27 protein-coding genes are annotated in these 24,674 nt (G+C 60.4%); 15 read left to right on the top strand and 12 right to left on the bottom strand.

Translation table 11 applies throughout. From position 1 onward, the window contains the following. Positions 1-133: 133 nt before the first annotated feature. Positions 134-727, top strand: a complete 594-nt coding sequence (locus tag CYA_RS01685; RefSeq protein ID WP_011429267.1) for a nucleoside triphosphate pyrophosphatase — start codon at positions 134-136, stop codon at positions 725-727. Here the strand turns inward: CYA_RS01685 and gatB are convergent. The 4 genes from gatB to CYA_RS01705 all read right to left on the bottom strand — a co-directional run bounded on the left by gatB (position 724) and on the right by CYA_RS01705 (position 3,037). Further along, positions 724-2,196, bottom strand: coding sequence for an Asp-tRNA(Asn)/Glu-tRNA(Gln) amidotransferase subunit GatB (gatB, locus tag CYA_RS01690; protein WP_011429268.1), 1,473 nt, complete (start codon positions 2,194-2,196; stop codon positions 724-726). The genes CYA_RS01685 and gatB overlap by 4 nt on opposite strands. A 65-nt stretch (positions 2,197-2,261) precedes the next feature. Continuing rightward, complete coding sequence (locus CYA_RS01695) at positions 2,262-2,417, bottom strand: acylphosphatase (RefSeq protein ID WP_011429269.1); 156 nt, start codon at positions 2,415-2,417, stop codon at positions 2,262-2,264. Positions 2,418-2,693: 276 nt separating this feature from the next. Then, on the bottom strand, positions 2,694-2,849 hold the full coding sequence (locus tag CYA_RS01700) for an acylphosphatase (RefSeq protein ID WP_011429270.1): 156 nt from the start codon (positions 2,847-2,849) through the stop codon (positions 2,694-2,696). Beyond that, positions 2,846-3,037 (bottom strand): hypothetical protein, encoded by a 192-nt coding sequence (locus tag CYA_RS01705; protein WP_041438067.1) that lies wholly within the window; start codon positions 3,035-3,037, stop codon positions 2,846-2,848. Before CYA_RS01705 ends, CYA_RS01700 begins: the two co-directional genes overlap by 4 nt. A 168-nt stretch (positions 3,038-3,205) precedes the next feature. Between CYA_RS01705 and CYA_RS01710 the strand changes: the two genes are divergently transcribed. From CYA_RS01710 to CYA_RS01720, 3 genes are all read left to right on the top strand, one after another. Then, positions 3,206-4,648: a gamma-aminobutyraldehyde dehydrogenase gene (locus CYA_RS01710; RefSeq protein ID WP_011429272.1), complete on the top strand. Its 1,443-nt coding sequence runs from the start codon at positions 3,206-3,208 to the stop codon at positions 4,646-4,648. Between the two features lie 125 nt (positions 4,649-4,773). Further along, positions 4,774-6,792, top strand: coding sequence for a magnesium chelatase ATPase subunit D (bchD, locus tag CYA_RS01715; protein ID WP_011429273.1), 2,019 nt, complete (start codon positions 4,774-4,776; stop codon positions 6,790-6,792). Between the two features lie 81 nt (positions 6,793-6,873). Then, positions 6,874-7,623: an LmeA family phospholipid-binding protein gene (locus CYA_RS01720; protein ID WP_011429274.1), complete on the top strand. Its 750-nt coding sequence runs from the start codon at positions 6,874-6,876 to the stop codon at positions 7,621-7,623. Between the two features lie 363 nt (positions 7,624-7,986). Here CYA_RS01720 and CYA_RS01725 read toward each other — a convergent pair whose 3' ends face one another. Further along, positions 7,987-8,403: a VOC family protein gene (locus CYA_RS01725; protein WP_071813547.1), complete on the bottom strand. Its 417-nt coding sequence runs from the start codon at positions 8,401-8,403 to the stop codon at positions 7,987-7,989. A gap of 165 nt (positions 8,404-8,568) precedes the next feature. Here CYA_RS01725 and CYA_RS01730 point away from each other — a divergent pair, with 165 nt between their 5' ends. From CYA_RS01730 to CYA_RS01745, 4 genes are all read left to right on the top strand, one after another. After that, the gene (locus CYA_RS01730; RefSeq protein ID WP_011429276.1) at positions 8,569-9,597 is read left to right on the top strand and encodes a rod shape-determining protein; all 1,029 of its coding nucleotides are present in this window, start codon (positions 8,569-8,571) and stop codon (positions 9,595-9,597) included. A 60-nt stretch (positions 9,598-9,657) separates the two neighbouring features. Then, entirely contained in the window at positions 9,658-10,401 is a 744-nt protein-coding gene (mreC, locus tag CYA_RS01735; RefSeq protein ID WP_011429277.1) for a rod shape-determining protein MreC, read from the top strand. Then, the gene (mreD, locus tag CYA_RS01740; protein WP_011429278.1) at positions 10,388-11,017 is read left to right on the top strand and encodes a rod shape-determining protein MreD; all 630 of its coding nucleotides are present in this window, start codon (positions 10,388-10,390) and stop codon (positions 11,015-11,017) included. Before mreC ends, mreD begins: the two co-directional genes overlap by 14 nt. A gap of 287 nt (positions 11,018-11,304) precedes the next feature. Continuing rightward, complete coding sequence (locus tag CYA_RS01745; protein WP_011429279.1) at positions 11,305-11,532, top strand: indolepyruvate ferredoxin oxidoreductase subunit alpha; 228 nt, start codon at positions 11,305-11,307, stop codon at positions 11,530-11,532. A 38-nt stretch (positions 11,533-11,570) separates the two neighbouring features. Here the strand turns inward: CYA_RS01745 and CYA_RS01750 are convergent, their stop codons facing one another. Together CYA_RS01750 and CYA_RS01755 are read right to left on the bottom strand one after the other, a co-directional pair. Continuing rightward, a complete protein-coding gene (locus tag CYA_RS01750) occupies positions 11,571-12,095 on the bottom strand; it encodes a YIP1 family protein (RefSeq protein WP_011429280.1) in 525 nt (174 codons plus the stop codon). Between the two features lie 431 nt (positions 12,096-12,526). Continuing rightward, positions 12,527-14,479, bottom strand: a complete 1,953-nt coding sequence (locus CYA_RS01755) for a serine/threonine-protein kinase (protein WP_011429281.1) — start codon at positions 14,477-14,479, stop codon at positions 12,527-12,529. Positions 14,480-14,609: 130 nt separating this feature from the next. Between CYA_RS01755 and CYA_RS01760 the strand changes: the two genes are divergently transcribed. Continuing rightward, positions 14,610-15,467 carry an inositol monophosphatase family protein gene (locus CYA_RS01760; protein ID WP_011429282.1) on the top strand — a complete coding sequence of 286 codons (858 nt, stop codon included), beginning with the start codon at positions 14,610-14,612 and terminating at the stop codon, positions 15,465-15,467. On the opposite strand, the gene CYA_RS01765 is transcribed toward CYA_RS01760, so the two are convergent. Then, the gene (locus CYA_RS01765) at positions 15,422-16,405 is read right to left on the bottom strand and encodes a glycosyltransferase family 2 protein (protein ID WP_011429283.1); all 984 of its coding nucleotides are present in this window, start codon (positions 16,403-16,405) and stop codon (positions 15,422-15,424) included. The genes CYA_RS01760 and CYA_RS01765 overlap by 46 nt on opposite strands. 61 nt (positions 16,406-16,466) lie before the next feature. Further along, a complete protein-coding gene (hemE, locus tag CYA_RS01770) occupies positions 16,467-17,555 on the bottom strand; it encodes a uroporphyrinogen decarboxylase (protein WP_011429284.1) in 1,089 nt (362 codons plus the stop codon). A 224-nt stretch (positions 17,556-17,779) separates the two neighbouring features. Between hemE and crtE the strand changes: the two genes are divergently transcribed. From crtE to CYA_RS01790, 4 genes are all read left to right on the top strand, one after another. Next, complete coding sequence (gene crtE / locus CYA_RS01775; protein WP_011429285.1) at positions 17,780-18,673, top strand: geranylgeranyl diphosphate synthase CrtE; 894 nt, start codon at positions 17,780-17,782, stop codon at positions 18,671-18,673. An 80-nt stretch (positions 18,674-18,753) separates the two neighbouring features. After that, a complete protein-coding gene (locus tag CYA_RS01780; RefSeq protein ID WP_041438070.1) occupies positions 18,754-19,215 on the top strand; it encodes a divergent PAP2 family protein in 462 nt (153 codons plus the stop codon). 42 nt (positions 19,216-19,257) lie between these two features. Then, positions 19,258-19,875: a hypothetical protein gene (locus tag CYA_RS01785; protein ID WP_011429287.1), complete on the top strand. Its 618-nt coding sequence runs from the start codon at positions 19,258-19,260 to the stop codon at positions 19,873-19,875. 31 nt (positions 19,876-19,906) lie between these two features. Then, positions 19,907-20,743, top strand: a complete 837-nt coding sequence (locus CYA_RS01790; RefSeq protein WP_011429288.1) for a SirB1 family protein — start codon at positions 19,907-19,909, stop codon at positions 20,741-20,743. Between the two features lie 51 nt (positions 20,744-20,794). On the opposite strand, the gene CYA_RS01795 is transcribed toward CYA_RS01790, so the two are convergent. Next, a complete protein-coding gene (locus tag CYA_RS01795; protein WP_041438072.1) occupies positions 20,795-21,037 on the bottom strand; it encodes a hypothetical protein in 243 nt (80 codons plus the stop codon). Positions 21,038-21,474: 437 nt separating this feature from the next. Between CYA_RS01795 and CYA_RS01800 the strand changes: the two genes are divergently transcribed. Next, a complete protein-coding gene (locus CYA_RS01800) occupies positions 21,475-22,302 on the top strand; it encodes a DUF1350 family protein (protein WP_011429290.1) in 828 nt (275 codons plus the stop codon). Here the strand turns inward: CYA_RS01800 and CYA_RS01805 are convergent. After that, positions 22,299-22,538 (bottom strand): hypothetical protein, encoded by a 240-nt coding sequence (locus CYA_RS01805; protein WP_011429291.1) that lies wholly within the window; start codon positions 22,536-22,538, stop codon positions 22,299-22,301. The genes CYA_RS01800 and CYA_RS01805 overlap by 4 nt on opposite strands. Before the next feature lie 403 nt (positions 22,539-22,941). Here CYA_RS01805 and CYA_RS01810 point away from each other — a divergent pair, with 403 nt between their 5' ends. Next, a complete protein-coding gene (locus CYA_RS01810; RefSeq protein WP_011429292.1) occupies positions 22,942-23,175 on the top strand; it encodes a hypothetical protein in 234 nt (77 codons plus the stop codon). A gap of 202 nt (positions 23,176-23,377) precedes the next feature. Here the strand turns inward: CYA_RS01810 and CYA_RS01815 are convergent, their stop codons facing one another. After that, positions 23,378-24,394, bottom strand: a complete 1,017-nt coding sequence (locus tag CYA_RS01815; protein WP_228375406.1) for a hypothetical protein — start codon at positions 24,392-24,394, stop codon at positions 23,378-23,380. Between the last annotated feature and the right edge of the window lie 280 nt (positions 24,395-24,674).

Genomic DNA, 24,674 nt, shown 5'->3' on the forward strand with positions numbered 1-24,674 from the left:
ATCCCGTTGGGAAGAGATCGAGAGGGTTTCCCTTGAGCGCCTATCGGGCGTACCTTGACTAGGTTAATGGAAACTAGTAGTAGAGCAAACTTCAGTCCTGCAAACGTCTAGGCTTGAGTTGAGCATTGAATCGATGTTGCCTCCCATTGTCCTGGCTTCGCAATCTCCTGCCCGCCGCCAATTGTTAGAAGCTGCCCGGATCCCTTTTCGCGTTCAACCCAGCTACTTTGACGAAAGCCAAATCCAGAGCCCGGATCCGGTGGAGCTGGTGCAGAAGCTGGCTGCGGCCAAAGCCGAAGCGGTGGCGGCTCAGCAACGGGAGCCCGTCTTGGTGATCGGGGCTGACTCCGTGCTCTACCTAGGGGGGGAGATCCTGGGCAAGCCGGCCAATGCTCTAGAGGCGGAACGGCGCCTGCGGCAAATGCGGGGCGAAGTGGGAGAGCTCTACACGGGCCATGCCTTGATTGACACGAGGCAGAACCGCCGCCTCGTCCACTATGCGGTAACACGGGTGTTTTTTGCCAAGCCCAGCGACGAGGAGATCCGCACCTACGTAGCCACCGGCGAGCCCCTGAACTGTGCCGGCTGTTTTGCCATCGATGGCCGTGGCAGCCTGTTCGTAGAGCGGATTGAAGGGTGCCCTGGCAACGTCATTGGGCTGAGTTTGCCGTTGCTGCGGCGCATGATCCAGGAATTGGGCTATTCCCTCACCGAAGCCTGGAATTAGCCGTCTAGATGCCGCTTGAGCAGCTCGTTGGCCAGCTTGGGATCCGCCCGTCCTTGGGTTTTTTTCATCAGTTGCCCGACAAAGTAGCCGAAGAGCTTGGTTTTGCCCTCCCGGTACTGCTGCAGTTGCTCGGGGTTCTCGGCCAGCACCTCGGCGATCATTGGCTCCAAGAGGCTGCTATCGGAGATCTGGGTCAGGCCCTTGGCCTCCACCAGGGCGCGGGCCGAGCCGCCTTTTTCCAGCAGCTCCGGCAGGATCTCCTTGGCAATTTTGCTGGAAATAGTGCCTTGCTCGATGAGGCCGATTAGCTCAGCCAGGGTTTCCGGCTTCAAGGCGATGTCCGGGTAGTCCAGCTTGTGGGTGTTGAGGTAGCTGGCGATGTCGCTCATCATCCAGTTGGCGGCTGCCTTCGGGTCGGCGCCGGCAGCAACCACGGCCTCAAAGTACTCGGCGGTGTTGCGTTCGTCGCTGAGGTAGCGGGAGTCATACACCGAGAGGCCGTACACCTGTTGGTAGCGCCGCCGCTTCACACTGGGCAATTCCGGCAGCTCCGCCTGCCAGCGGGCTTTTTGCGCTTCCGTCACACGAATGGGCGGCAGATCCGGCTCCGGAAAATAGCGGTAGTCGCTGGATCCCTCTTTCTTGCGCATGCTGATGGTGCGCTGGCTGTTTTCTTCCCAGAGGCGGGTCTCCTGTACGATGGGCTCGCCTGCTTCCACGGCCTTAACTTGGCGGTTGAACTCGTACTCGATGGCCCGCTGGATGGCGTTGAAGGAGTTCATGTTCTTGATTTCCACCTTCGTGCCAAAGGTCGGGGAGCCCAGCGGGCGCACCGAGATGTTGACGTCGCAGCGCAGGGATCCCTCCTGTAGGTTGCCATCGCACAGCCCGGCGTAGCGGAGGATGCGGCGCAGCTCCTGTACATACTCGGCTGCTTCTTCCCCAGTGCGGATATCCGGCTCGCTGACGATCTCGATGAGGGGAACTCCTGCCCGGTTGAAATCCACCAGGGAATAGCTGGATCCCGACAGCCGATCGCTGCCGGCATGCACCAATTTGCCCGCGTCTTCTTCTATGTGCAAACGGGTGATGCCGATGCGCTTGCTGCGGCCGTCGCTGAGCTGGATCTCGACCCAGCCGTGGGTGGCAATGGGCAGGTCGTACTGGGAGATTTGGTAGTTTTTGGGCAGGTCGGGGTAGAAGTACTGCTTGCGGTCGAACTTGCTGTAGGGGGCGATGGTGCAATTGAGGGCCAGGCCAGCCTTGACCGCGTATTCCAGCACCTTCTCGTTCAGCACGGGCAGGGTGCCGGGCAGGCCCATGCAGACAGGGTCAATTTGGGTGTTGGGGGGAGCGCCAAAGGCCGTCGCGCTGCTGGAGAAGATCTTGGAGCGGGTGCTGAGCTGGCAGTGCACCTCCAGCCCAATCACAGCTTCGTATTCCACTTTGGCAGGGGCAGCAACCGTCATGGCCAAACGAGAAAGAGTAGGTTTTCCCATTCTAGTGGGATATCGCTAGCTGCTGAGCTGCTGCCTCAAACGGTGGGGCGGATCTCGAAGGTGGAGAGGCCTTCGGGTGGCTCGAAGCGGTGTTCGACGGCCTCCACCCGCGAGCCGGGGCTGCCCTGCTGGCACCAGCGCAACATCGCCTCCACCGCCGCCGGGGATCCTTCAAAAACCGCCTGATACATTTACGCTGAACACTGCTGAACATCACTGTTCAACTATGCAGCGATAGCATTCTGCTTGTTTCCATTCGCGTTAGCGGGACGGAGTCCAAACAGAATGGCGGTATCCCGCAAAGCTTTGAGTAGAATACCCAAAGCGCAGTTTCCGTGTCGTCTTACTACCAATTTTCTGCTTTGCTTTGGCTACCATGTTGGCAGACTCGAAAGTAAACAGAAAGATCAACTGGTAGTAATCCGTACTGAACATATTATACATTATTTTCAGTATAGTTGAGCTTATTATTGACTAGAGTCATGCTCCACCCGGCCATCCCGCAGATTGCGCACCCAGCCGTGGACGCCGGCGTTGCGGGCCATGGCTTCGGTGTAGGCCCGAAACCCCACTCCCTGAACCCGCCCGCGCACCCAAACGTGAACGCGAACCCTGTCGCTCATGCTGAGGGGGATCCCTCCGAGGTGTTGCCAAGTTCTGAAGCCGAGGGCGACTCGGCTGGCTGGGCCGTAGCTTTCTCCGCCTGCTGCTCTAGGCGCTGCCAGAGAAAGTTGACAAGGGCAACCAGTCCCACGATCCCCAGCGAGATCCCGCCGGCGTACCCAATGGCTTGCCACAGCACAGGAGACATAGGCCAACCTCGCTGGTGCAGAAAGCTCCCTTCTGACCTTACCAGACGGAAACCCCAGAGAGAGGGGATCCCTGGCGGCTTGGCCCTCTCCTCGACAACGCCCTCCAAGCTGGACAAGATTCGGCACAATGGGGAGAAGTGTTGCTAGCGAGCAGTTGAGAAGAGGCCATGGCCCACAAACTCTGGATCTACGGCCAATGGGTTGACAGCCAAGGGGGAAACCTGATGGTCATCGAGAACCCGGCTACGGGCGAGCAATTGGCGGAGGTGGTGGACGCCAGCCCTGCCGATGTGGATCGGGCGGTGCAGGCGGCCCACACGGCTTTCTACGATGGCCGTTGGTCGAAGCTCACCCCCGGCGAGCGATCCCTGGCCCTCTGGAAGTTGGCGGATCTCATCGAAGCTCGCGCTGCCGAGCTGGCCCGTCTGGAGTCGGAAAACACCGGCAAGCCCTACGAGCTGGTCAGCTTGGGAGGGGATCTGGCCTTTGCGGTGGATAACCTGCGTTTCTTTGCCGCTGCCGCCCGCGACATCCATGGTTTGAGCGCCGGAGAATACGCCAGAGGTTACACCTCGCTATTTCGCAAGGAGCCAGTGGGGGTGTGCGCGCAAATTACCCCTTGGAACTACCCGCTGCTGATGGCCGTCTGGAAGATCGGCCCCGCCCTGGCTGCCGGCTGCACAGTAGTGCTCAAGCCCGCTCCCACCACCCCTCTGACTACCCTGATGCTGGCGGAGCTGACTGCTGAGGCCGGGATCCCGCCGGGGGTGGTCAACATCGTTACCGGAGGCGATGCTACCGGCCAAGCCCTGGTGGAGCACCCGCAGGTACGCATGGTCAGCCTCACCGGCTCTACTGCCACTGGCAAGCAGGTGATGCGGACGGCGGCAGACACTCTCAAGCGGGTGCATCTGGAGCTGGGAGGCAAAGCCCCGTTTTTGGTTTTCGAGGATGCCGACGTGGAGACTGTGGCCGCCAAGGCTGCTTTTGCCGCCACCTTCAACAGCGGCCAGGACTGCACGGCAGCCACCCGCCTCTATGTGCACGAGAGCAAGCTGGCGCAGATGCAAGAGGCCATCGTCGAGGCGATGCGCAAAGTAAGGCTGGGATCCCCTTTTGAGGCGGGGGTGGAGATGGGGCCCTTGGTCTCGGCAGCCCAGCGGGAGCGGGTGAGGGGATTTGTGGAGCGGGCCAAAGCCGAGGGAGCCAAGGTGCTGACCGGCGGGCGGATCCCTCCTCAGTTTGACCGGGGCTACTACTACGAACCCACAGTGATTACCCATGTCGATCAAAAAGCGGAGATCGTGCAGAGTGAGGTTTTTGGGCCGGTCCTCACGCTCGGCTCGTTCCGCGAAGAAGCGGAAGCGCTACGCCTGGGCAATGACGTCCTATACGGGCTGGCGGCTTCTGTGTGGACTCAAGACCTCGGACGAGCCATGAAACTGGCCGCCGATCTGGAGTTCGGAACCGTCTGGATCAACGATCATCTCCCCATCGCCTCCGAGGCTCCCCACGGCGGCTTCAAGCAATCGGGATTTGGCAAAGATCTCTCGGCAGAGGCCGTGCGAGAGTATCAAATTGCCAAGCATGTGATGATTGCTACTTGTTGAGGGGTGGCTCTGGCAACCTCGTTCGAGGAAGAGGCTAGCGGTAGCCAGTTGGCAAGGCTCCGGGAAACTCCTACAAGCGATAGACTTGAGTGCATGTCTCCCTACCTCGAGCCCCTATCGTGCCGATGGCCACGTTCTACTCCTCAACCTCAGGATCGGCAGCTCTAGCCCCTCCCCGCACTTTCCCTCTTACCGCCGTGGTCGGCCAGCAAACCGCCAAGCTGGCTCTCCTGTTGGCGGCGGTGGATCCCAGCTTGGGAGGAGTGGTGCTGGTGGGGCCGCGCGGCACGGCCAAGTCGGTCTTGGCCCGAGGGATCCACGCCCTGCTGCCCCCCATCGAGGTGATTGCCGGCTCCTATTGCAACGACGACCCGGCGCGGCCCGAGACCTGGTCGGACTGGGCCAAGGCCCGCTACCCCCAGGGAACGACACCCCCCACCCAGGTGATAGCCCCTCCCTTTGTCCAAGTGCCTTTGGGGGTGACCGAGGATCGGCTCTTGGGATCCGTGGATGTGGAGGCCTCGGTGAGGCAGGGGGAAACGGTTTTTCAGCCGGGGCTCTTGGCTGCCGCCCACCGCGGCGTGCTCTACGTGGATGACATCCACCTCTTGGACGACGCCATCGTCAACCTGCTGCTGACGGTGGTGGGAGATGGGGTCAACCGCCTGGAGCGGGAAGGGCTGAGCCTGCAACACCCCTGCCGGCCTCTCTTGGTGGCCACCTACAACCCCGAAGAGGGATCCCTGCGCCCCCACCTGCTGGATCGCCTGGCGCTGGTGGTGCCGGTGGGGCAGGAGCTGAGCCTGGAAGAGCGCAGGGAAATTGTCCAGCGGGCAACGCAATTTGTCGACGCTCCCGAGTCCTTTCTGGCGGAACACCAAGCGGAACTGGAGGAAATCCGCACCCGCATTCTCCTGGCGCGGGAGTGGCTGCCCCAGGTCAAGCCCAAGCGGGAACAGATCCTCTACCTGGTGCAAGAGGCCATCCGCGGCAACGTCCAAGGCCATCGAGGGGAGCAGTTTGCCCTGCGGGCCGCCTGTGCCCTGGCCGCCCTGGAGGGACGGGATCGCCTGGTGGCCGAGGATCTGCAACAGGCAGTGCAACTGGTGCTGCTGCCCCGCGCCCGCTACGATCCCGACCAACCCCCGCCGCCACCCCAATCGCAACAGTCGGATCCCCAGCCGCCAGAGCCCGATAAGGAGGGGGAAGACAGAGAAGAGACGGAGCCCCAGCCGGAAAATCCCAGCCTGCCCCAGGAGTTTTTCTTCGATCCCGAACAAGTGGCCCTCGACCCGCGCCTCTTGGCCTTTGCCCAATCCCTCAACCAACAAGGGAAAACGGGATCCCGCAGCCTGGTGTTCAGCGCCGACCGGGGCCGCTACGTCAAGCCCATCCTGCCCCAGGGCGCCAATCCCCGCATCGCCGTCGACGCCACTCTGCGGGCGGCTGCCCCCTACCAGAAAAGCCGCCGCCAGCGGCAGCCGGGGCGGGCCGTCATTGTTGAGCCCGGCGACATCCGCGCCAAGAAGCTGGCCCGCAAGGCAGGGGCCTTGGTGATCTTCGTGGTAGACGCCTCCGGCTCCATGGCCCTCAACCGCATGCAGGCGGCCAAAGGCGCCGCCCTGCGCCTGCTCACTGAGGCCTACCAAAACCGCGACAAAGTTGCCCTGATTGCCTTTCGCGGCGAGGCTGCCGAGGTGCTGCTGCCCCCCACCCGCTCCATCGAGCTGGCCCGCCGCCGCCTGGAATCCCTGCCCTGCGGCGGGGGATCCCCACTGGCCCATGCCCTCACCCAAGCGGTGCGCCTGGGGGTGAACGCCCGCGCCAGCGGCGACGTGGGAGAGGTGCTCCTGGTAGCCCTCACCGATGGCCGGGCCAACATCCCCCTCAGCCGCTCCCTGGGACGCAGCGAAAGCGATCCCATCGACCTGAAGCAGGAGCTGCGGGAGATCGCCCTGCGCATCCGCGCCCTGGGATTGAAGCTGCTTCTCATCGACTCGCAGAGCCGCTTTGTAACCACCGGTTTCAGCGCCGAGCTGGCGGAACTGGCGGGCGGACGGTACTTTCATCTGCCCCGCGCCACCGACCAGGGGATCGCAGCCGTGGCCCGCTCGGCCATGCAAGAGGGACGCCCATACCCTTGAGAGAGCAGCTCTCCCTCGGTAGGAGCTGTAACTTTTCTTAATGGTTGGTTATGATCCCTGTAGGCGCTCTTAGCTTGCCCTATGGTCACAGGACTCCTGCCAGAACTCTCTTTGCCTCATTCCATGCTTACTGACTGGGTCAGCCGGGGAGTGAGCGCAGCCATTCGCGCTCTCTTCAAGCAGGCAGAGCGGCTGGAGGCGCGCGTGCGGGCAGAGCCCATCGCCAAGCTGTTGCAAGGACGCATCGACAGCTTTGAGCTGGTGGGCCAGAACCTGCAGATGTACAACGGCCTGCGGCTTTCGCTTTTAGAGCTGTTTTGCAACGCTGTAGCCATTGACTTTAGCCAAATCTGGCAGGGTCGGATTAAGCTGCGGCAGCCGGTGCAGGCCAGGATGCGGGTGGTGCTGAGCGAAGCGGATCTGGCGCGATCCTTTAACACGCCTTTTGTGCTGAACAAGCTGGCTCAGGTGGATCAGGGGGGCAAGCCGCTCTCATTTCATCAGGTCGAGGTTCACCTCACCCCAGAGCAGCGGTTGCGATTGCAGGCCGAGGTTCAGCCAGGGGGAGAAAAGCCCTTGCAGGTGGGCTTTTCCGCTCGCATCGAGGTGCTAGAACGTCGCCGCATTTGCCTTGCCGATCCGCTGTTTGAGGGCGACACGGAGGAGGGGCGGGCCCTGAGCCGAGCCTTGGTGGATCACCTGAATGCGCTCCTGGATTTGGATCGGCTAGCCCTGCAAGGGAGCAAGCTGCGAGTAGATCGGGTGTGCCTACAGCCTCACCAGATGATCCTCTACGGCAGCGCTGCTCTGGTGCGGTTTCCCACCCGCTAGCCCCCCTGGGAAAATGCTTGACAACCTTTTGGAAGGCGGGTACGCTCAGGGGTGGTGAGGAGTGAAGAGAAGAAGCCTCTGGGGTCGAAACACGGACAGACGCCCAGAGGTTTTTTCATGACCTGCTCAGCCTCAACGGGGACACCGCCATCCCTACCTAGCCTCCGAAGTTTTAACTATTCTCAACCACAGGGGATGGGGGACTTTTCCCAACACCCTGGCCTCTTGCCCCAATTGGGAAAAAGCCTGTCCCCCCAAACTGGCTACGACCCTTTGAATTCAGGCTGGGACATAGCACCTGCCACAACTTTTTTTGCTCGAAAAGGTTCCAAAGAGTCTCCCCTGAGCCTCAGGGGTCTTGGTTCAGTTGCAAGTCCCCTCCCAGGTCATCGCCTGCCAGAAGGCCGCAGAAGGTTGGTGCAACACAATGCGATTGCCATCGGGATCCCGGAAGTCCACCTCCTGGCCGTGAAAGGCCTGCCGCAGCGGCGAAACGGAGATCTGGTGCTCCGCCAACACCGCCGCCAGGGATCCCAGGCATGCCGCCAGATCCTGCACCTGCAGGCAAAGACTTGCTGCTCCCGCCTGGGCGGCAAACTCTGGATGGAGACTGCGGTAGAGGCCCAGTCGCAGGCCAGGCAGGCGAAACTCCACATACACTGGCTCTCCCTCCCTGGAGAGCTGGACTTGGGGCGGGATCCCCAAGAGGGCCTGGTAAAAGTGCAACAAACGGGGCAAATTGGGGGTGGCCAAGCTCAGCAAAGCTGCAGCAATCTGCATCGCAACCGGAAAAAGGAAGCCACTCATTCTAATCCGAACTTCCGCTGATAGCCAGCCCTAACTGCGCCACTCGGAAAGGGATCCCCGCCTCTCCTAGGATTGGACTATAGTAGGTAGCGAGACTTGCTGCTCTTTCTTCACGAATAAAAACTGGAGCAACCTACCGTGGGGCTATTCAGCCGATTTTCCCGTGACATGGGCATCGATCTGGGCACGGCCAACACCCTAGTCTATGTGGCTGGCCGCGGCATTGTCCTACAGGAGCCCTCTGTCGTCGCCATCGACCAAAACACCAAACAACCGCTGGCCGTGGGGGAAGATGCCAAAAAAATGTTGGGCCGTACCCCGGGCAACATCGTGGCTGTGCGTCCTCTGCGGGATGGGGTGATCGCCGACTTCGACACGGCGGAGATGATGCTGAAGCACTTCATCCAGCGGGTGCATGGAGGTCGTTACTTGATCGCCCCGCGCATCGTCATCGGGATCCCAAGTGGGGTGACCGGCGTAGAGCGACGGGCAGTGATGGAAGCGGCCCTGCAAGCCGGCTCGCGGGAGGTGTATTTGGTGGATGAGCCGGTGGCAGCAGCCATCGGCGCGGGGCTGCCGGTGCAAGAGCCCACCGGGAACATGATCATCGACATCGGCGGCGGCACCACCGAGGTGGCCGTCCTCAGCTTGCAAGGGATCGTCCTCAGCGAGTCGGTGCGGGTGGCAGGAGACGAGCTGAGCGAGGCCATCATTCAGTACATGAAAAAAGTTCACAATCTCACCATCGGGGAGCGCACTGCCGAAGAGATTAAAATTCAAATCGGCTCTGCCTACCCAACTCAAGAGGAGATGACCATGGAAGTGCGGGGGCTGCATTTGCTTTCGGGTTTGCCCCGCACTGTGACGGTGAAGAGCACTGAGATCCGTGAGAGCATGGCCGAGCCCCTCTCGGTCATTGTGGAGGCCATCAAGCGCACCCTGGAGCGCACGCCGCCGGAATTGGCGGCAGACATCATCGACCGCGGCATTATGTTGGCGGGAGGGGGGGCGTTGCTCAAGGGGCTAGACGCCCTGATCAGCCATGAGACCGGGATCCTGGTTCACATTGCCCCGGATCCCCTCAGTTGTGTGGTGCTCGGTACAGGGCGGGTTTTGGAGGATTTCAAAACCTTGGGTCGAGTGTTGAGCGGCAGCTTCAAGGGTTAGAGGAGTTTCCTCTGAATCCCTGATTCGAGGTGTGAGTCGAGTGGGTTAGAGAGGTATTGCTTGAATCGGCTACACCAGTGGTGGATGCGTTATGGTTTGGGGTTGCTCCTGTCTGCTTCGGCGATAGGAGGGGCGTGGGCTTTGCGCCAGACCCAGGGATCCCTGCTGGTGGAGCTGTACAGTTGGCTCACCGCACCCATCCGTCCACCTGTGGATCCTGACGCCGTACTTAGCCAGGCCGCCACCCGCGAGCTACAGGCCCTGGTGGCCGAGCTGCGGCACCAAAACCGCGAGCTGAAGCGCCTGCTGCAATTTACCGAGCAAATGCCCCAAGCAGGGATCCCGGCGGCGGTGGTGGGCCGCAGCGCCGATCACTGGTGGCAACAGCTCACCCTCAGCCGCGGCAGCCAGCATGGGGTCAGGGTAGGAGATGTGGTTATGGCACCGGGGGGATTGGTCGGGCGGGTTGAGGCGGTAACCCCCAACACCAGCCGCGTGCTGCTTATTAGCGATCCCACCAGCCGTGTCGGGGTGATGCTCAGCCGCAGCCGGCACATGGGCATCTTGCGGGGCACCGGCACCCAGAACGCCATCTTGGATTTTTTCGATAAGGATCCCAAAGTGGAAGTGGGGGATGTGGTGGTAACTTCGGGCCTGAGCAGCTTCTACCCGGCGGGGGTTGTGGTGGGAACGGTTCGAGCCATCAACCTGGATGCCAGCCCTGCCCCACAAGCCACAGTCGAATTGTCGGCGCCCCTGGGCCTCTTGGAGTGGGCCTTGATTTACCGCTATGCTCAACCTTAAGTCTCGCCTCAATTGGCTGGTCACCGCCTTGTCAGGGCTGTTGGCGGTGGTGGCCCCTTGGTGGCGGGGGCCGGGCTTGGAGCTGGCGGGCCTAACCCCCGATTGGCCCCTGATCTGGGTGGTGTGCTGGAGCGTGCGGCGCAAGGCTTGGCAGGGGGCTGTTGCCGGGATCACATTGGGTTTTCTGCAGGATGCCCTGACCAACCCTTATCCTACCCATGCCCTGGGGTTGGCGGTGGTCGGGATCCTCACGGCCAAGTTGCAGAAGCAGCGCTACATGCAAGAGGACTTCATCTCCGTGGCTTTGATCGTCTTCGGCATGGTGGTGATTGCCGAGACGCTGATGGCGCTGCAATGGATGTGGCTGACGGCCTCTCAGGGATCCGCTGGCCTCGAGCCGGCGGAAATGGCAACTTGGTTGGATGGGTTGGCAAACTCCTCGCCCGCCGCCGGCGCCATTGGCGGCGATGGCCCCCGTTCTCTGGAGAGCATCTGGTGGAACCATCAGCGCAATGCCCTCACGTCGGCCATTTTAAGCAGCCTGTGGGCCCCCGCTCTCTATTGGCCCCTCAGCCGTTGGTGGCAATCTCAAGAGCAGGATTTGAGAGAGACCTAGCTGCAGGTTCTGCCGCCAGTGATCTGCATTCCCCACAGCCGCTGCCGGGCGCGATGGGACATCGGTTGCACAGCTACTGCTCCCAACGGCGGCAAAACGGTTCCTTGCCCCATTTCCTCTCTCCCTAGGAGAGGAACGGGGGGTGAGGGCTTGGGGTCGCTCTCAGAGGGATCCGTTTTCGCCTAAAATGACAAAGCCCTCTGCCACCCACTGCCAACGGGCCAACAGACTCTGGGCCAAGCGGATGGGAAGGTGTTGAGGTTGACTCGATTGAGGGAGAGGGATCCATGCCTCATACCATCGTCACCGATATTTGTGAAGGCGTTGCCGACTGTGTGGAGGCCTGCCCCGTCGCCTGCATTCACCCTGGGGACGGCAAAAATGCCAAAGGCACCGACTACTTCTGGATCGACTTTGCCACCTGTATTGACTGTGGCATCTGTCTTCAGGTTTGCCCTGTGGAAGGGGCGATCCTGCCGGAGGAAAAACCGCACCTGCAGCGAGTGCCCAACTAGCCCGGCGGGCTGCTTCTTCCCAATTTTGCAATTGCCTTTCAGCCCAGAGAAGCCAAAGCCACAACGGCGCTGGTCAACCAGTTCAAGGACAGGAGCCCGCCCAGGAAGGCCAACGGGATCAGACCCGCCAGGCGCCACCACTCCAGATCCAGCGCCACCGCTGCCGCCCGCACCTGCCAAACCACAAACCACAACAGCGCCACGAACCCCAACAGGGATCCGGCCACTCCGCCCAAGGATTGGGCAGGTCCCAGCAGCAGCCAGGGCAGGCCAGCAAAGCCCGTCAGGCAGAGGAGCGACGCAAAAGAAGGGGCAGCCCGCCCAAAACAAAAGGCCAGCGCCTGCAGCAGGGCCGCCAGGCTTACCCATCCCAGGAAGCCTGCCAGCAGCGCCAGCACCATGCTCGGCAGGTTTACCCCGAAACGACGCACAGCCTCGAGAATGTTCAGCAGCGCCACCACCCCAAAAGCTTGCCAGAGAACAGGCTGTTGCCGCAGCGAGCGAAAGGTGGGCTCCGGCAGAAACCAAGCGCCGTAAATGTTATCCAACAAAGAGTCGAGCATGGCCGGCAAAAAGTCGGTCTGCCCTCCTATCCTAGCCCAACGACAAGAGGGCTCCTCCAAAGCCAAGCAAATGCCGATCCCGTCCTTGGCAAAGCCCTGATGAGCACTTGACAAGCACGGCCCGCAGATGCGGTATGATGGGCTAAGGATTCTGAGGCGTTGGTGACTGCCGTTACGTTTTTGCGATCGATACCCTTCGACAATTAGGACGGGTGTGGATGTGAGAGCAGTAAGCCAAACTCGATTTGGAAACTATCGATAGTCATCCCCGATGTCCTACACTGGCTTTTCCAGGTCGAAAACCACGGTAAAACGGCGCAATAGGATCCTCAAGAAGGCTCTCGCTGGAGGGCCTTCTTGCTCTTAATGGCTGCACGGGATCCCTCGTCAGGCAAGTTTTGAGGGGAGCTGAGGTGGTTGTGGGATGGGGGTTAGGCGGCCTGTTGTTTGGCCTGTTGGCAATTTTGAACGGCAGGGATGCGGCGCCAATTTAAGTTAGCAAGCACCAGGGCGCTGAGGGGACGGGTGTGAGCCAGCAGCCCGGCAAGGAGCAGCAGCCAACGGCTCAAGGCAGAGCCGGCCAACAGCCAATGGATGAGCAGAGCTGCCCCTCCTCCTTCTACCCCTGCCGCCAAGACCCAGGCCCAGGCAACTTTCCCATGCCGGGACAGGAGGATCCCTTGCAATCCACCGACGCCAAGCCCCACCAGCAAGCCACGCAGCGGGCTGGCCATCGCCTGCAAGGCGTTCTGCAGCCAGGGATCCCTGGGATCGAAAGCGAAGGTTGCCATCCCCGCCTCCAGGGTATCTGCTGCTACCCAACCCAAAGCCGTGGCCAGCAGCGTGGCCGCCACCCACCGCCAAGAGACCTGCCGCCGCAATACCGCCCACTGGAGTAGCCCCATCCCCAAGCCCAGGCCGGCCCCGGCCACCGCTCCTTGGAGCGAACCCAAAGCAGCCAGCAGGGGAGCTGCCGCCCCCAGCCCCAGATAGCCGATCCCAGCCGCCGCCCAATTGGCCAGGAGCCAGCCCAGGGCCAATCCTTTGCGCTGGCGGGGCTTGCCTGAGGTGGGGAGGGTGGGCTTCTGGTGGGGGCTAACCTGTTCCTGGCCGACCTGCTGTTCGACCTCGCGCAGCCCCTGTTCTGCCGAGGGGTTACCCGGCTCCAGCCGCAGCACTCCTTGATAGTCCATCTGGGCAAGGCCCCAATGGCCCTGCCGCTGGTGGGCCAGGCCGCGGTATAGGTAGTAGCGGGCTTCGTTGGGGGCACTCTGGATCAGCTTGTTAAGCAGGTGGACAGCCATTTTGTATTCGCCTGCCTCGATCAAACGCACCGCCCGCTGCAGCTCTTCTTCCTCAGCTTCCGAAACAGGGGCGGCTCGGCTCTGCTGGGTGGCTTGCTGGCCAAAGCCGGCAGGGATCCGCTGCAGAGGAGCCTTTTGAGGGGGAGGCGGGATCTTGTCCCCATAGACGGCTCGGAGCTGCTGGGCCAGCTCCTCCATGGTGGCCGGGCGAAGGGCAGGGTCTTTCTCCAAGCAACGCAGCACCACCTTTTCTAGGGCCTCAGGGATGGGGTGGGGCAGCGGATGGTCTTGAAAAGGGCGGGGCTTTTGAAAGTTGTGGACGTGGTACCAGCCCTGCAGGGTGTCGGTCTCTGGCTCGAAGGGCAACGCACCGGTTAACAGCTCGTACAAAACCACCCCCAGGGAATAGATGTCGGAGCGGCCATCCAGCTTCTCTCCCCGCATCTGCTCCGGCGAGGCATAGACCATCGTGCCCAAAAAATACCCGGTTTGCGTCAGGCCACGAGAGGTTTCCCCCATGAGTTTGGAAATGCCAAAGTCCAGGAGCTTGACCCGTTCTTTGCCATCGGGCCCTTTTTGCACAAAGATGTTGCTGGGCTTGATATCGCGGTGGATGACCCCTCGAATCGAGTGTTTGCCCAGATCCATGTGAAAGTTGTGGGCGTGGTGCAGGGCCGAGCAAATTTGCAAAGCCAAGTTCACCACCCGCTCTGGGTGCAGGGGACCTTCCCGTGCCAACACATAGTCCAAGCCCTGGCCCGTGTAAGGCTTGGCCTTCAGGTACTCCATCACCAGGTAGGGCTGGTTTTGGTACAGACCGTAGGAGCGCACCTGCACAATGTTGGGGTGCTCGCCCAACAGGGCGCTGACCCTGGCCTCGTCCAGGAAGCGCTGCTGCAGTTGCTGGTAATACTCCGGCTCCATGTCTGGCGGCGGCGGGCGCAACAACTTAACGGCCACCGGCTCGTCATTCAACTGGGTATCCACCGCCTCGAACACATTGCCGTAGCCACCCTCGCTGATGTGGTGGGTCAGTCGGTAGCGGTTGCCGATCAGTTGTCCAATTAGGCGCTGGTTCATGGAGGAGGAGGGCCAGCCGAGGGGAGGGTCTACCTAAAATGATTCTAGTCAGCTTGAGGGCGCAAGACCTGTGGGTGAGGGATCCGCCCTTTTTCGCCCCAGAAGTCAGGGATCCCGCTAGGATTGGGGCATGGGTGCTTCTCCTGAAACCGCTTCTCTCCCGCCCTTCTGGCTGGAGGTTACCGAGTTTGCCCTGCAGGCCACGGCAAAGGTCGGAGCGCAGCTCTTGGCAGACTTTGGCCAGGCCTCCTCTACGGAAAAAGCGGACGGCAGCTTGGTGACCGCTTCTGACCAATGGGCGGATCGCGCCTTTCAGGAGGCAATTGCCGCGGCCTACCCGGATCACGGCTGCCTGAGCGAGGAGTCCAACCACATTTTCCTGGAGAAAGAGTGGTGCTGGGTGGTGGATCCCCTGGATGGCACCACCAATTTTGCCCACGGGATCCCCATCTGGGGCAGCTCGCTGGCGCTGTTGCACTGGGGTGTGCCTGTGTTTGGCTGTGTGCATCTGCCCCCCATCCGCCAGACTTTCTACGGCTACTGGCCTCAGTTTCCCGACGACGCGCCGGCAGGAGCTTTTCTCATCCGCCACGACCGGGATCCCGTCCGTCCTCAGCCCATTGGCCCCAGCACCGCCCCACCCGGACCCAACCAACTGTTTAATTTTTGCTCCCGCAGCAGCCACTGGATTAGCCCGCAATTTCCCTGCAAAGCCCGCATGCTGGGCGGCGCTGCCTACAACCTGCTGGCGGTGGCCGGCGGCAGCCTTTTGGGGGCGGTAGAACGCTCGCCCAAGATCTGGGATGTGGCGGCGGTGTGGGCCATTGTCAAGGGGGCCGGCGCCGTTTGGGAACCCCTTGGCCCTGCCGACCCGGATCCCGGAACGCCCTTGCTCCCCGGCAAGGACTATGGTCGGCTGACCTATCCGACCCTGGTGAGCGCTCAGAACAGGTGGATCCCCGTGTTTCGGGCTTTCATCGCTCTGTAGCTCTCGTAAACCGCCTGGACGTTGTACCAGTTGAGGAAGAAAACCCGACACAGCTCCAAGGCCAACTGCGAGCGGCCCTGCCGGATCAACCAGCGCAGCAGCGGCTCTAAGCGCTTCTCGTTCAGCCACCCCCCCAGCGACAGAAGGCCCCACAGGCATTGATGCAGAGGCGTCAGTTGGATCATCAGGCGCACGGCCCAGGTGGGGTGCTTTTGGTAAAAGAGGATGCCCATGCGGCCCCGCTGCCGCTCCCGCTCGATAAGGGCTGGGATTTGCGCCAGCTCGAAGGGCGGATGCCAATGGTAGCCGGTGGCTTGGGGGCACTTGACCAGGCGCAGGCCCAGGCGCTTTAGCCGCACCCCCAGCTCCAGGTCTTCCCAGCCGTAGAGGTGAAACCGCTCGTCAAAGGGGCCGGCAGGGGTTTCACAAGCCCGCTCCAGCCAATGGCGGGCAATGGCCACGTTGCCGGTGGCAAAGAAGGCTGCCGAAAAATCGGTGGGCTTGAAGGGCTCGGAGCAGGGATCCCGAAAATTGCAGGTGTTGATTACCCGCCCGTAGGTGAAGACCTTGGCCTCGTGGGGCGAGTCGGGATTGCCGGTAACCCCGTGTCGCCGCAGCATCTGGGCATGAGCGGCCAAAAAGTGCTCCACCACCACCAGGTCGCTGTCGATAAAGACAATGATGGATCCCTGGGCGTGGCGAAACCCCAGGTTGCGGGCGGCAGCAGGGCCGCGGTGTTCTTGGCACAAAAGCCTGATCGGCGGCAAATCTGGCGGCTGGCTCTGCAGCCATTCCAGCGTGCCATCGGTGGAGCCGTCGTCCACCACCACCACCTCGTAGCCGTCGTAGGGGCCAGGCTGCTGCTGCGCCAAGGCCTGCAGACATTTCTGCAAGATGGGACGGCGGTTGTAGGTGGGGATGATGACGCTGATGTACACCGGGGATCCCTGGCTCGTAAGGCAAACCCTACCCCTAAAGTCAAGGGGTTTTTCCATACGGCTAGAGAGCTTTGAGCAGCTCTGCCGCCTGGCGCACCGTCTCGAAAAAGTGATGGACATTGGCCTCCGGAGTGGTGTGGTGCACGCCGTGGCCCAGGTTCATGATGTGGCCGCGAGATCCCGCCTTTTGAATCACCTCCAGGGTGCGCTGCCGGATGAATTTCGGGGATCCCAGCAACACCATCGGGTCGAGATTGCCCTGCACCGCCAGGGATCCCAGGCGGGCCCTGGCCTCGGCCATATCGCTCATCCAATCGAGGCTGAACACATCGATGCCAGCTTTGCCCACCCGCTCCAACAAAGCAGCGCTGCCGTTGATGTAGAGAATGAGCGGCACCTGCGGGCACCGAGCTTTCACCTGATCCACAATTTGCTTTTGGTAGGGCAAGGCCCAGGTTTCGTAGTCGCCGGGGCTGAGCTGGCCGGCCCAGGTGTCGAAGAGCTGCACCACCTGGGCGCCGCACTCGATCTGGTAGATCACGTAGCGGGCAATGCTATCCGCCAGCTTACTCAGCAACTGATGCAACACCTGCGGCTGAGTGAAGGCCAGGCTCTTGATATGGGCATAATCTTTGGAGCTGCGGCCCTCCACGGCGTAGCAGGCCAAGGTCCAAGGGGAGCCGACAAAGCCCAGCAGCGTCGCCTTCCCTTCCACCTCGCGGCGCAGAGTGCTGAGGATGGTCTTGATAAAGGGCAGGCTTTCTTCCGGCTCTAGCAGTCGGATTTGCTCAACTTGGGCCTGGGAGCGGATCGGCGGGTCGATGATCGGCCCCTGCTGCTCCACCAACTCAAAGGGGATCCCCATGCCCTCGAGGGGGGTGAGGATGTCGCTGAACATAATGACGCCGTCGGGGGCAAAGGCGCGAAACGGCTGCAGCGAGATCTCAATCGCCAGCTCCGGGATCTCGCAGCGCTGCTTGAAGGTGTATTTGCTCTGCAGCTCGCGGTAGGCCGCCATGTAGCGACCCGCCTGGCGCATCATCCAAACGGGGGGACGATCTACCACTTCCCCGCGGGCCGCCCGCAGCAGACGGTCGCCATCGCCGACGGAGGAAGGAGAAGCGCTGAGCTGAGCAGGTGAGTGGGACATGGGAAGACCAAGCCGGTTCAAGATCCTCAATGCATCCTGACATTGGGGGGACGGCTAGCGCAAGCTCGCGGCCCTTCCTCTTGACCCTTTCCTTAGGGGTTGCAACTTGCTTTCACCGGCTGAGGAAGGCGGATCCCGACCTAGAGTGGACATGAGATAATGTCAGCTTGCAGGCCTGTTGTAGAACCCCTTCCCGCCGTTGCTGAGTTGAGAGGAGCCCTCCCTTGGTTGCCCAAACCTTCAACCTGGACACCTACTTGAGCCAACGCCAGCAACAGGTGGAAGAGGCGCTTTCTGCGGCATTGGTTCCCGCCTATCCGGAGCGCATTTACGAGGCGATGCGCTACAGCCTGCTGGCGGGGGGGAAACGCCTGAGGCCGATCCTCTGTCTGGCGGCCTGTGAGTTGGCCGGCGGCTCTGTGGAGCAGGCCATGCCCACCGCCTGCGCCCTGGAGATGATCCACACCATGTCGCTGATCCACGACGATCTGCCGGCGATGGACAACGACGATTTTCGCCGCGGCAAGCCCACCAATCACAAGGTATTCGGCGAGGATATCGCCATTTTGGCAGGAGATGCCCTGTTGGCCTATGCCTTTGAGCATATCGCCAGCCAAACGCGGGGGGTGCCGCCGCAGTTGGTGCTGCAAGTCATTGCCCGCATTGGCCATGCTGTGGCGGCAACCGGCTTGGTAGGGGGCCAGGTGGTGGATCTGGAGTCCGAAGGCAAAGCCATTTCCCTAGAAACTTTGGAGTACATCCACAGTCACAAGACGGGTGCTCTGCTGGAGGCCTCGGTGGTTTCGGGAGGGATCCTGGCAGGGGCCGATGAGGAGCTGCTGGCGCGGCTGAGCCACTACGCTCGGGACATCGGCCTGGCTTTTCAGATCGTGGACGACATTTTGGATGTTACTGCCACCAGCGAGCAACTGGGCAAAACGGCAGGCAAGGATCAAGCTGCCGCCAAAGCCACCTACCCCAGCTTGTTGGGCCTAGAGGCTTCCCGGCAGAAAGCTGAGGAACTGATCCAATCGGCCAAGGAGGCGTTGCGCCCCTACGGATCCCAGGCCGAGCCCCTGTTGGCTCTGGCCGATTTCATCACCCGCCGCCAGCATTGAGACAAGAGGACAAGAAGGTAGATGGGATCCCTGTCCACCCTGTCGGAGACCCTGGTCGCGTTCTGGTGCCGGAGAGCCCTATGCTGCAGCAGTTGATGGCCAACCACGTTCTCTGGGTTGCTCTGCTGGCCAGTGTCTTGGCCCAGGCCATCAAGCTGATCCTGGCCTATGTGCGTTCGGGCAAGCTCAACCTGCGGGTTTTGGTGGAGACAGGGGGGATGCCCAGCTCTCACGCAGCGCTGGTAACGGCTTTGTCGGTGGGGGTGGGGCTGGAGGAAGGCTGGGACAGCCTGCTGTTTGCGGCAACGATGGTCTTTGCGCTGGTGGTGATGTACGATGCCGCCGGGATCCGTCAGGCTGCCGGCAAGCAGGCGCGGGTGCTGAACCGCCTCATGGAAGAATGGTTTGAGGAGAAGGGTGCAGATCGCTTCCAGGAGCCCTACTTGAGGGAGTTGCTGGGCCATACGCCCGTCCAGGTGATCGCCGGAGCAGCCTTGGGGGCAGCCTGTATCACGTTATCTTTTGTCCTGGGAATCAACTGAACGCAATTGGGGCATGCTAGAGCAGGAGCATCACGGGTGGTCATGGCCTCCAGTTCTCAACCTCGTCCGATCCAGCGCTGCCCGGCCTGTGGCAAGCCGATCCCGGCCTATCGCTACAAGTCCCCCTACTGCGACCACTGCGGTTGGCGGGCAACCCCGGCAGGGCAAACCCCTCAAACAGGCGGATCTGGGGGCCAGAGATCCGGAGCTCAGGGGAGTAGGATTCAACAACACATTCAGCGCCTCGGCCTGCCCCCTCTGTTGCAGCCGCTGTTGAAGTTCGACTTTTACCTCTATCTGGGCTGGGGGATCAGCCCTCTGTTTCCGCTAGTCGTGGATCGACCGCTGCTGGCCGAATCCAATTACCTGTTGCTGCTCCCGCTCCTGTTGAGCTGGGGGCTGCTCTACTTGGCAGTGCGGGATCGGCCGTTGCCCCAGGATTTGCGGCTGCCGCGGCTGCTGCTGGATGTGGCGTTTATCCTGCTGCCCTTCTTCCAAAAAATCAACGTTTCCAAGGCCCCCAACCGGCCCTACTGGAATGCTCTGCTCATCTGGGTCATCGGGCTCCTCCTGTTTGCCGCCGTGGGGCTGTGGAGCTTTAGCCTGCTTCTGACGGCATTGACGCTGCTGTTGACCAGCTTCTGCACGCTGCTGTTCTAGCCGAGATGGTTGACAAACACTCCAGCCTCCCATGAGCATTCCTGCTGCCCGCCAACGCTTCCTCCAAGAAATTCAAGCGGATCCCATCGATCTGGACCGAGCGGCCCTCTGGATCGCCCAAGAAGCCTATCCCGACTTGGATGTAGAAGAGTATTTGGCCGCTTTGGATGAGATGGCCGCAGAAGTGCAAGAGCGTCTTCCTCCCGAGCGCTACCCCCTGCGCGTCATCCGGATTTTAAATCGCTATCTCTTTGAAGATCTGGGCTTTTGTGGCAACAGCGAAGACTATTATGACCCGCGCAACAGCTTTTTAAACGAGGTGATCGATCGGCGCACCGGGATCCCGATCACTCTTTCTCTGATCTATCTAGAGCTGGCGCGGCGGATCGATTTTCCCATGGCAGGGGTAGGCATGCCCGGCCACTTTCTGGTGCGGCCCCTGTTTGCAGACGCGGAGATTTTTGTGGATCCCTTTCATCAGGGAGAAATTTTGTTTCCCGAGGACTGCCAAGAGCGTTTGGCACAGATCTACGGGCCCAGGATCCCTTTACAAGATCATCACCTCCGCCCCACCCCTCCTCGCCTAATCTTGGTGCGGCTGCTCAACAATCTTAAGCAGATTTACTTGAGCCGCGCCCAGCTAGAGCTTGCCTTGGCAGCGGTGGAGCGCATCTTGTTATTGATCCCAGAGTCCTTGCCCCACCTGAGGGATCGGGGCTTGCTCTGTTACCAGTTGGGGCGTTGGCAGCAGGCCTGTCAGGATCTGAGGCACTACCTCAACCAGGCGACCCTCCACCCAGAGCTCAGCGGCCCCGACGAGCATTTAATCCAAGAGATCCTACAAAGGCTAGAAGCTTACTCTGACTAAAGTCAGGTGCAGCAATTGCTCGAAAAAATCCTCCAATCGAGAGCTGGCCACCTAAGCAATACGGATCTCACCTGAGATCTCGCCTTGCCATCTTTGGGTGTCGCTGGGGCTTTTGCAAGAGTCTGGAGCAGCTTTCACCTCCTGGCGAAGAATTGCCTCTACCAGCTCGTCTAAAGCTTCCAGGTCAGATAGGTTGTAGTCTTTTTCCCGAAGGATTTTGTTAATAGAAAACTCCTGCTGCAGCGTCAGGGTCGAGGATCGTAAGACCTCGTCGATAATCTCGCGAATGCTCATTACAACCTCACAATCTGATGGCAATCTCAGCGGAGAATTTGTTATCTGAGCTCATAAACCTAGAATGCAAGAAATACTTGACGTAGCCATCCTGAGGATCACGTATTTTGGCCAAGATCTAGGGCCGCCCATGCTAAGGGAAACTGCCAAGGGTACTTTCACGGGGCCTCGCCGAGGCTTGGGAGCTCCCCAGGGAGGCTTGTCCGGTTCGCCTTTCCCAATCTTTTGCGAAGGGGGTGGGAGTGATGGGTTCACCCGATAGCTGCTGCAGTTTTGGCGACTTTGGGGCCAGTCGCGCCACGAGTGAGTTGCTTGGTCTAGGATCCCGGGGGGCGATCCACTAGTCTGTTGGTACTCCATTAGGATGAAGTGGGATCCTGTCGGCTAGCGGGTTTTGTGGGAAATCCCAGTCAAATCGCAGGTGAGGTTGTAGCACCATGACATTGACTTGGCAAACGGATGGACAGACTTGGTTTCTTCTGCCTCCCCAACCCCGTGCCGTGATCCACTTTCTGGGCGGAGCTTTTGTGGGATCCGCCCCACAATTTTTCTACAGCCGCCTGCTGGAAGAATTGGCCCGTATGGGCATGGCCGTTGTGGCTACCCCCTACACCACCGATATCGATCACGCGCAACTGGCTTTTAAAGCAGCGCAATCTTTGCATAGAAGCCTGCAGAGCAAAGGTTTGATGGGGTTGCCCCTCTTTGGCTTGGGCCACAGCCTTGGCGGTAAGCTGCAGATCCTCTCCTGCCTAGCCCTTCCTTCTTTGGGATCCCAGCGGCGCGGCAATATTTTCTTGGCCTACAGCAATGCGGGACTGGAACGGGCGCTGCCGGTGCTGCAGGCCTTGGCCCAGGCGTGGCCGCAACAGCAACTGAGCACTCTGTGGCGGATGTGGATGGGATCCTCGTCACCGCCAGTGAATCTGTGGTTGGAGTTTGAGCCTTCTCCGGCAGAAACCAATCGCCTTATCGAGGAGCAGTATCCGGTTAGAAACAACCTGCTTGTAGAGTTTCAGCAGGATGATATTGACGATATTCCGCTGCTCTATCAACAGCTTCGCCGCAAGTACGGAGGCTACACCGAATGGCAACGCCTGGAGGGGGATCACTTAACCCCGCTGGGTTTCAGCTATCCTTTCCGGGTCGGGGGGGAGTTCAGTCCCATCGATGCTTTCGCGCAGTTTTTTTATCAAAACTTACTGGCTCCTAACCAACGAATGATCCGGAGTATTCAAGCCTGGCTGGCAGCACAACTGGCTTAGTCGAGCCAGCTTAGGTCGGAGAGGAGCTCCTGTGAGTGGGGAGACTGAGCCTGCAGAGGAAACAGCATCTGTAGAATATCGCTCATCAGGAAGTAACAGGTTAAAACACCACCGGCAGCTACGGCCACCAGCGTTCCCGCCAACATGCGCGAGAACTCCTGCCGCTGAAACGCCTGTTCCATTAAGCGCAGCGCCCAGAACCCCAGTAGGATCACAATGGCAAGGATAATCAACATATCGTAATCTAAGCTGTAATCTATTGTAACGAACCTGTCGCTCAACTGCTATTGACAAAACCTGGTTAAAGCGTAAAGAGTTCTCTGTCTTCTGCAGCCAGCAACTTGTCGGCGGGGTAGCGGCGGGCGCGGCCCCCTGGGGCCTTGCCGGCCTTGTCTAAGCTACAGGCCCCAAAGGGATCCCGCTGGCAAAGATTGCTGGGCGTTCAAGCGGCCTACACCTGTCGCCCTTCGGGGGAAGCGCCGGCAACTGTTGCAAGATCTGGCAAAGGAGAAAGCTTCCGGGCAGCTCCTAGCTCCTCAGGCCAATTGTCTGCAGGATACCAAAATACATCGACCCGCCAGCGGCTGCTCGTAGGGGGATCCCTTACACTTGAGCTAACTGCTGCTTGAGAGGTGGGGTATGGTACGGCGGAGGCTGGCCGGCGCGGCTGGATCCCTGGCACTTCAGCGTTCTCTGCAGGCTCCTTTGCAGCAGCGCAGCCGGGCGATCAACCGTCGCCGCAAACTGATCTACCGCAGAACTCGCCTACTCTACCAGCGCAACTTGCCCCTTTACCTGCGCAATTTGCTGTTGCAGTACCGCACCAGCTTTATCTACAACCTCAAAGCTAGAGCTGTGATCAGAACTCGCTAGAGAATGTCGAGCTATCTTTTCGCTCTCAGCACAACGGTCTTCACAGCGCGAAAAACAGGCAGATGGCGATGGACATTGCCCTGCCGGAAAGTCTGGATTTATAGTTAAAAATTGTTGTCTGTATTGTTGTCTGTAAGTCTTCTAAGAGAGAGGCCGGTCTCCCTCCGAGAGAAAAGAGTTGGAAGCGGGAGCCAAGCTAAGGCTACCGAATTGTAAAGCGGCCAACTCCTATCTTCTCGCCGTTGACATGAACCTCGACGCGGTAGCGCCCGGTGTAGGGTTGGCTGAAGCTGAGAAAGCCTCGCACCGTGTCGGCTAGGGGATCCCAGGGAAAATCAAACTTGCGGATCAGTTGCTCGCTCCCGGCTTCTCCGCCCTTGTAGTACCAGAGCATCTCCACCTGGGCGTTGGCAGGGAGGCTGCCCACCGGCAAGATGGCCCAGATCAAGGTGTCGGTGGTCTTAAACTCGGTTGTGGCCTCGCCAGGGCTGCCGTCTCCCCGACCTCGGTGCAGGCTGATCACCCTTGTCCCCGCCTCGTTTGGGGCTTTCTGGCTATAGGCGCGGGCATTGGCTTGCGCTTCCTGAGCGAGGCGATCCAGCTCGGCCAGCAAATCTTCCTGCCGCTTCAGGGCCTCGGTTGCTTCCTGTAGCCAGTGGGCGATCGGCTGCTCTGGAGCTGGGGAAGAAGGCTTTCGGGCGGCCCCGGTAAGGTTTTGGATGGGAAAGCCCCGAGCCGTCCCCACCTCGCTGCCCAGCAAGTTCAGCCAGCGGCTCCGCATTTCGGGTGTCATCTCTGGCTTGGCGGCGTAGGCAATGCGCACAGGGCCGTCTGGGCCTTGGGTGATGCGGCCAATTTCATGCTCTTGGATCCCGGCAACCTGCCCACGACAGCCGGCGCTACGGAACTCGTAGAGGACATCCTCTTCGCTTTCCCGGTGAAACTCCCACATTGTTTGGGGGCAGTACTCTAGGAGATTATTCCGCATATTGTTTGCCAGGAAGCGGGGCAATTTTGGTACCTGAACGTTCATGACCGAGAGCATTTCTCTCCAAGAGGCCAAGCTCGCCTCGGGCCGTATGAGAACAGTCAATGTAGCTGTCTCAGTAACTTGGCGATCGGCAAAAGCCCACTCCCCCACATCTCCTTCAATGAGGACATTTCCTGAAGGGCTGAGGTGAGCCGAAGCAAACAGCAGGCCGGCAAAAAGGTTCAACATGATGATCTTCCCTACCAAGATTTGTACTGGGAAATGAGAGGGGAAAGTTCTCAATCAGCTCGCCGGGCAGGCAACGAAAGGAGACTGGACAAGAAGGACAGCCCTTTGTTGTCGCTTTCTCAAGGCTCACCCCAGAGGAGCTCAATGATCCGGGTGGCTTTTGGCAAAATGGCAGTTACAGCCTGCTTGGGCAAAACCCGTATCGTCACACGAGCTGAAACCTTACTCAGGTAAGGTTTTTTCTGTGGGCTATATTCCTTTGAACCGCAAGCTCTAGAGG

The sequence above is a fragment of the Synechococcus sp. JA-3-3Ab genome (genome assembly GCF_000013205.1).
In the GTDB taxonomy this organism is placed as follows: domain Bacteria; phylum Cyanobacteriota; class Cyanobacteriia; order Thermostichales; family Thermostichaceae; genus Thermostichus.

Bases quoted from the DNA above. Each gene is read 5' to 3' on its own strand.
- gatB (WP_011429268.1), bottom strand. From the start codon at position 2,196: ATGACGGTTGCTGCCCCTGCCAAAGTGGAATACGAAGCTGTGATTGGG.
- CYA_RS01810 (WP_011429292.1), top strand. From the start codon at position 22,942: ATGGTACGGCGGAGGCTGGCCGGCGCGGCTGGATCCCTGGCACTTCAG.
- CYA_RS01780 (WP_041438070.1), top strand. From the start codon at position 18,754: ATGCTGCAGCAGTTGATGGCCAACCACGTTCTCTGGGTTGCTCTGCTG.
- bchD (WP_011429273.1), top strand. From the start codon at position 4,774: ATGGCCACGTTCTACTCCTCAACCTCAGGATCGGCAGCTCTAGCCCCT.
- CYA_RS01760 (WP_011429282.1), top strand. From the start codon at position 14,610: ATGGGTGCTTCTCCTGAAACCGCTTCTCTCCCGCCCTTCTGGCTGGAG.
- CYA_RS01725 (WP_071813547.1), bottom strand. From the start codon at position 8,403: ATGCAGATTGCTGCAGCTTTGCTGAGCTTGGCCACCCCCAATTTGCCC.
- CYA_RS01785 (WP_011429287.1), top strand. From the start codon at position 19,258: ATGGCCTCCAGTTCTCAACCTCGTCCGATCCAGCGCTGCCCGGCCTGT.
- CYA_RS01815 (WP_228375406.1), bottom strand. From the start codon at position 24,394: ATGTTGAACCTTTTTGCCGGCCTGCTGTTTGCTTCGGCTCACCTCAGC.
- CYA_RS01755 (WP_011429281.1), bottom strand. From the start codon at position 14,479: ATGAACCAGCGCCTAATTGGACAACTGATCGGCAACCGCTACCGACTG.
- CYA_RS01685 (WP_011429267.1), top strand. From the start codon at position 134: ATGTTGCCTCCCATTGTCCTGGCTTCGCAATCTCCTGCCCGCCGCCAA.
- CYA_RS01790 (WP_011429288.1), top strand. From the start codon at position 19,907: ATGAGCATTCCTGCTGCCCGCCAACGCTTCCTCCAAGAAATTCAAGCG.
- CYA_RS01750 (WP_011429280.1), bottom strand. From the start codon at position 12,095: ATGCTCGACTCTTTGTTGGATAACATTTACGGCGCTTGGTTTCTGCCG.
- CYA_RS01710 (WP_011429272.1), top strand. From the start codon at position 3,206: ATGGCCCACAAACTCTGGATCTACGGCCAATGGGTTGACAGCCAAGGG.
- CYA_RS01695 (WP_011429269.1), bottom strand. From the start codon at position 2,417: ATGTATCAGGCGGTTTTTGAAGGATCCCCGGCGGCGGTGGAGGCGATG.
- CYA_RS01700 (WP_011429270.1), bottom strand. From the start codon at position 2,849: ATGAGCGACAGGGTTCGCGTTCACGTTTGGGTGCGCGGGCGGGTTCAG.
- CYA_RS01720 (WP_011429274.1), top strand. From the start codon at position 6,874: ATGGTCACAGGACTCCTGCCAGAACTCTCTTTGCCTCATTCCATGCTT.
- CYA_RS01745 (WP_011429279.1), top strand. From the start codon at position 11,305: ATGCCTCATACCATCGTCACCGATATTTGTGAAGGCGTTGCCGACTGT.
- mreD (WP_011429278.1), top strand. From the start codon at position 10,388: ATGCTCAACCTTAAGTCTCGCCTCAATTGGCTGGTCACCGCCTTGTCA.
- CYA_RS01800 (WP_011429290.1), top strand. From the start codon at position 21,475: ATGACATTGACTTGGCAAACGGATGGACAGACTTGGTTTCTTCTGCCT.
- CYA_RS01795 (WP_041438072.1), bottom strand. From the start codon at position 21,037: ATGAGCATTCGCGAGATTATCGACGAGGTCTTACGATCCTCGACCCTG.
- CYA_RS01705 (WP_041438067.1), bottom strand. From the start codon at position 3,037: ATGTCTCCTGTGCTGTGGCAAGCCATTGGGTACGCCGGCGGGATCTCG.
- hemE (WP_011429284.1), bottom strand. From the start codon at position 17,555: ATGTCCCACTCACCTGCTCAGCTCAGCGCTTCTCCTTCCTCCGTCGGC.
- CYA_RS01805 (WP_011429291.1), bottom strand. From the start codon at position 22,538: ATGTTGATTATCCTTGCCATTGTGATCCTACTGGGGTTCTGGGCGCTG.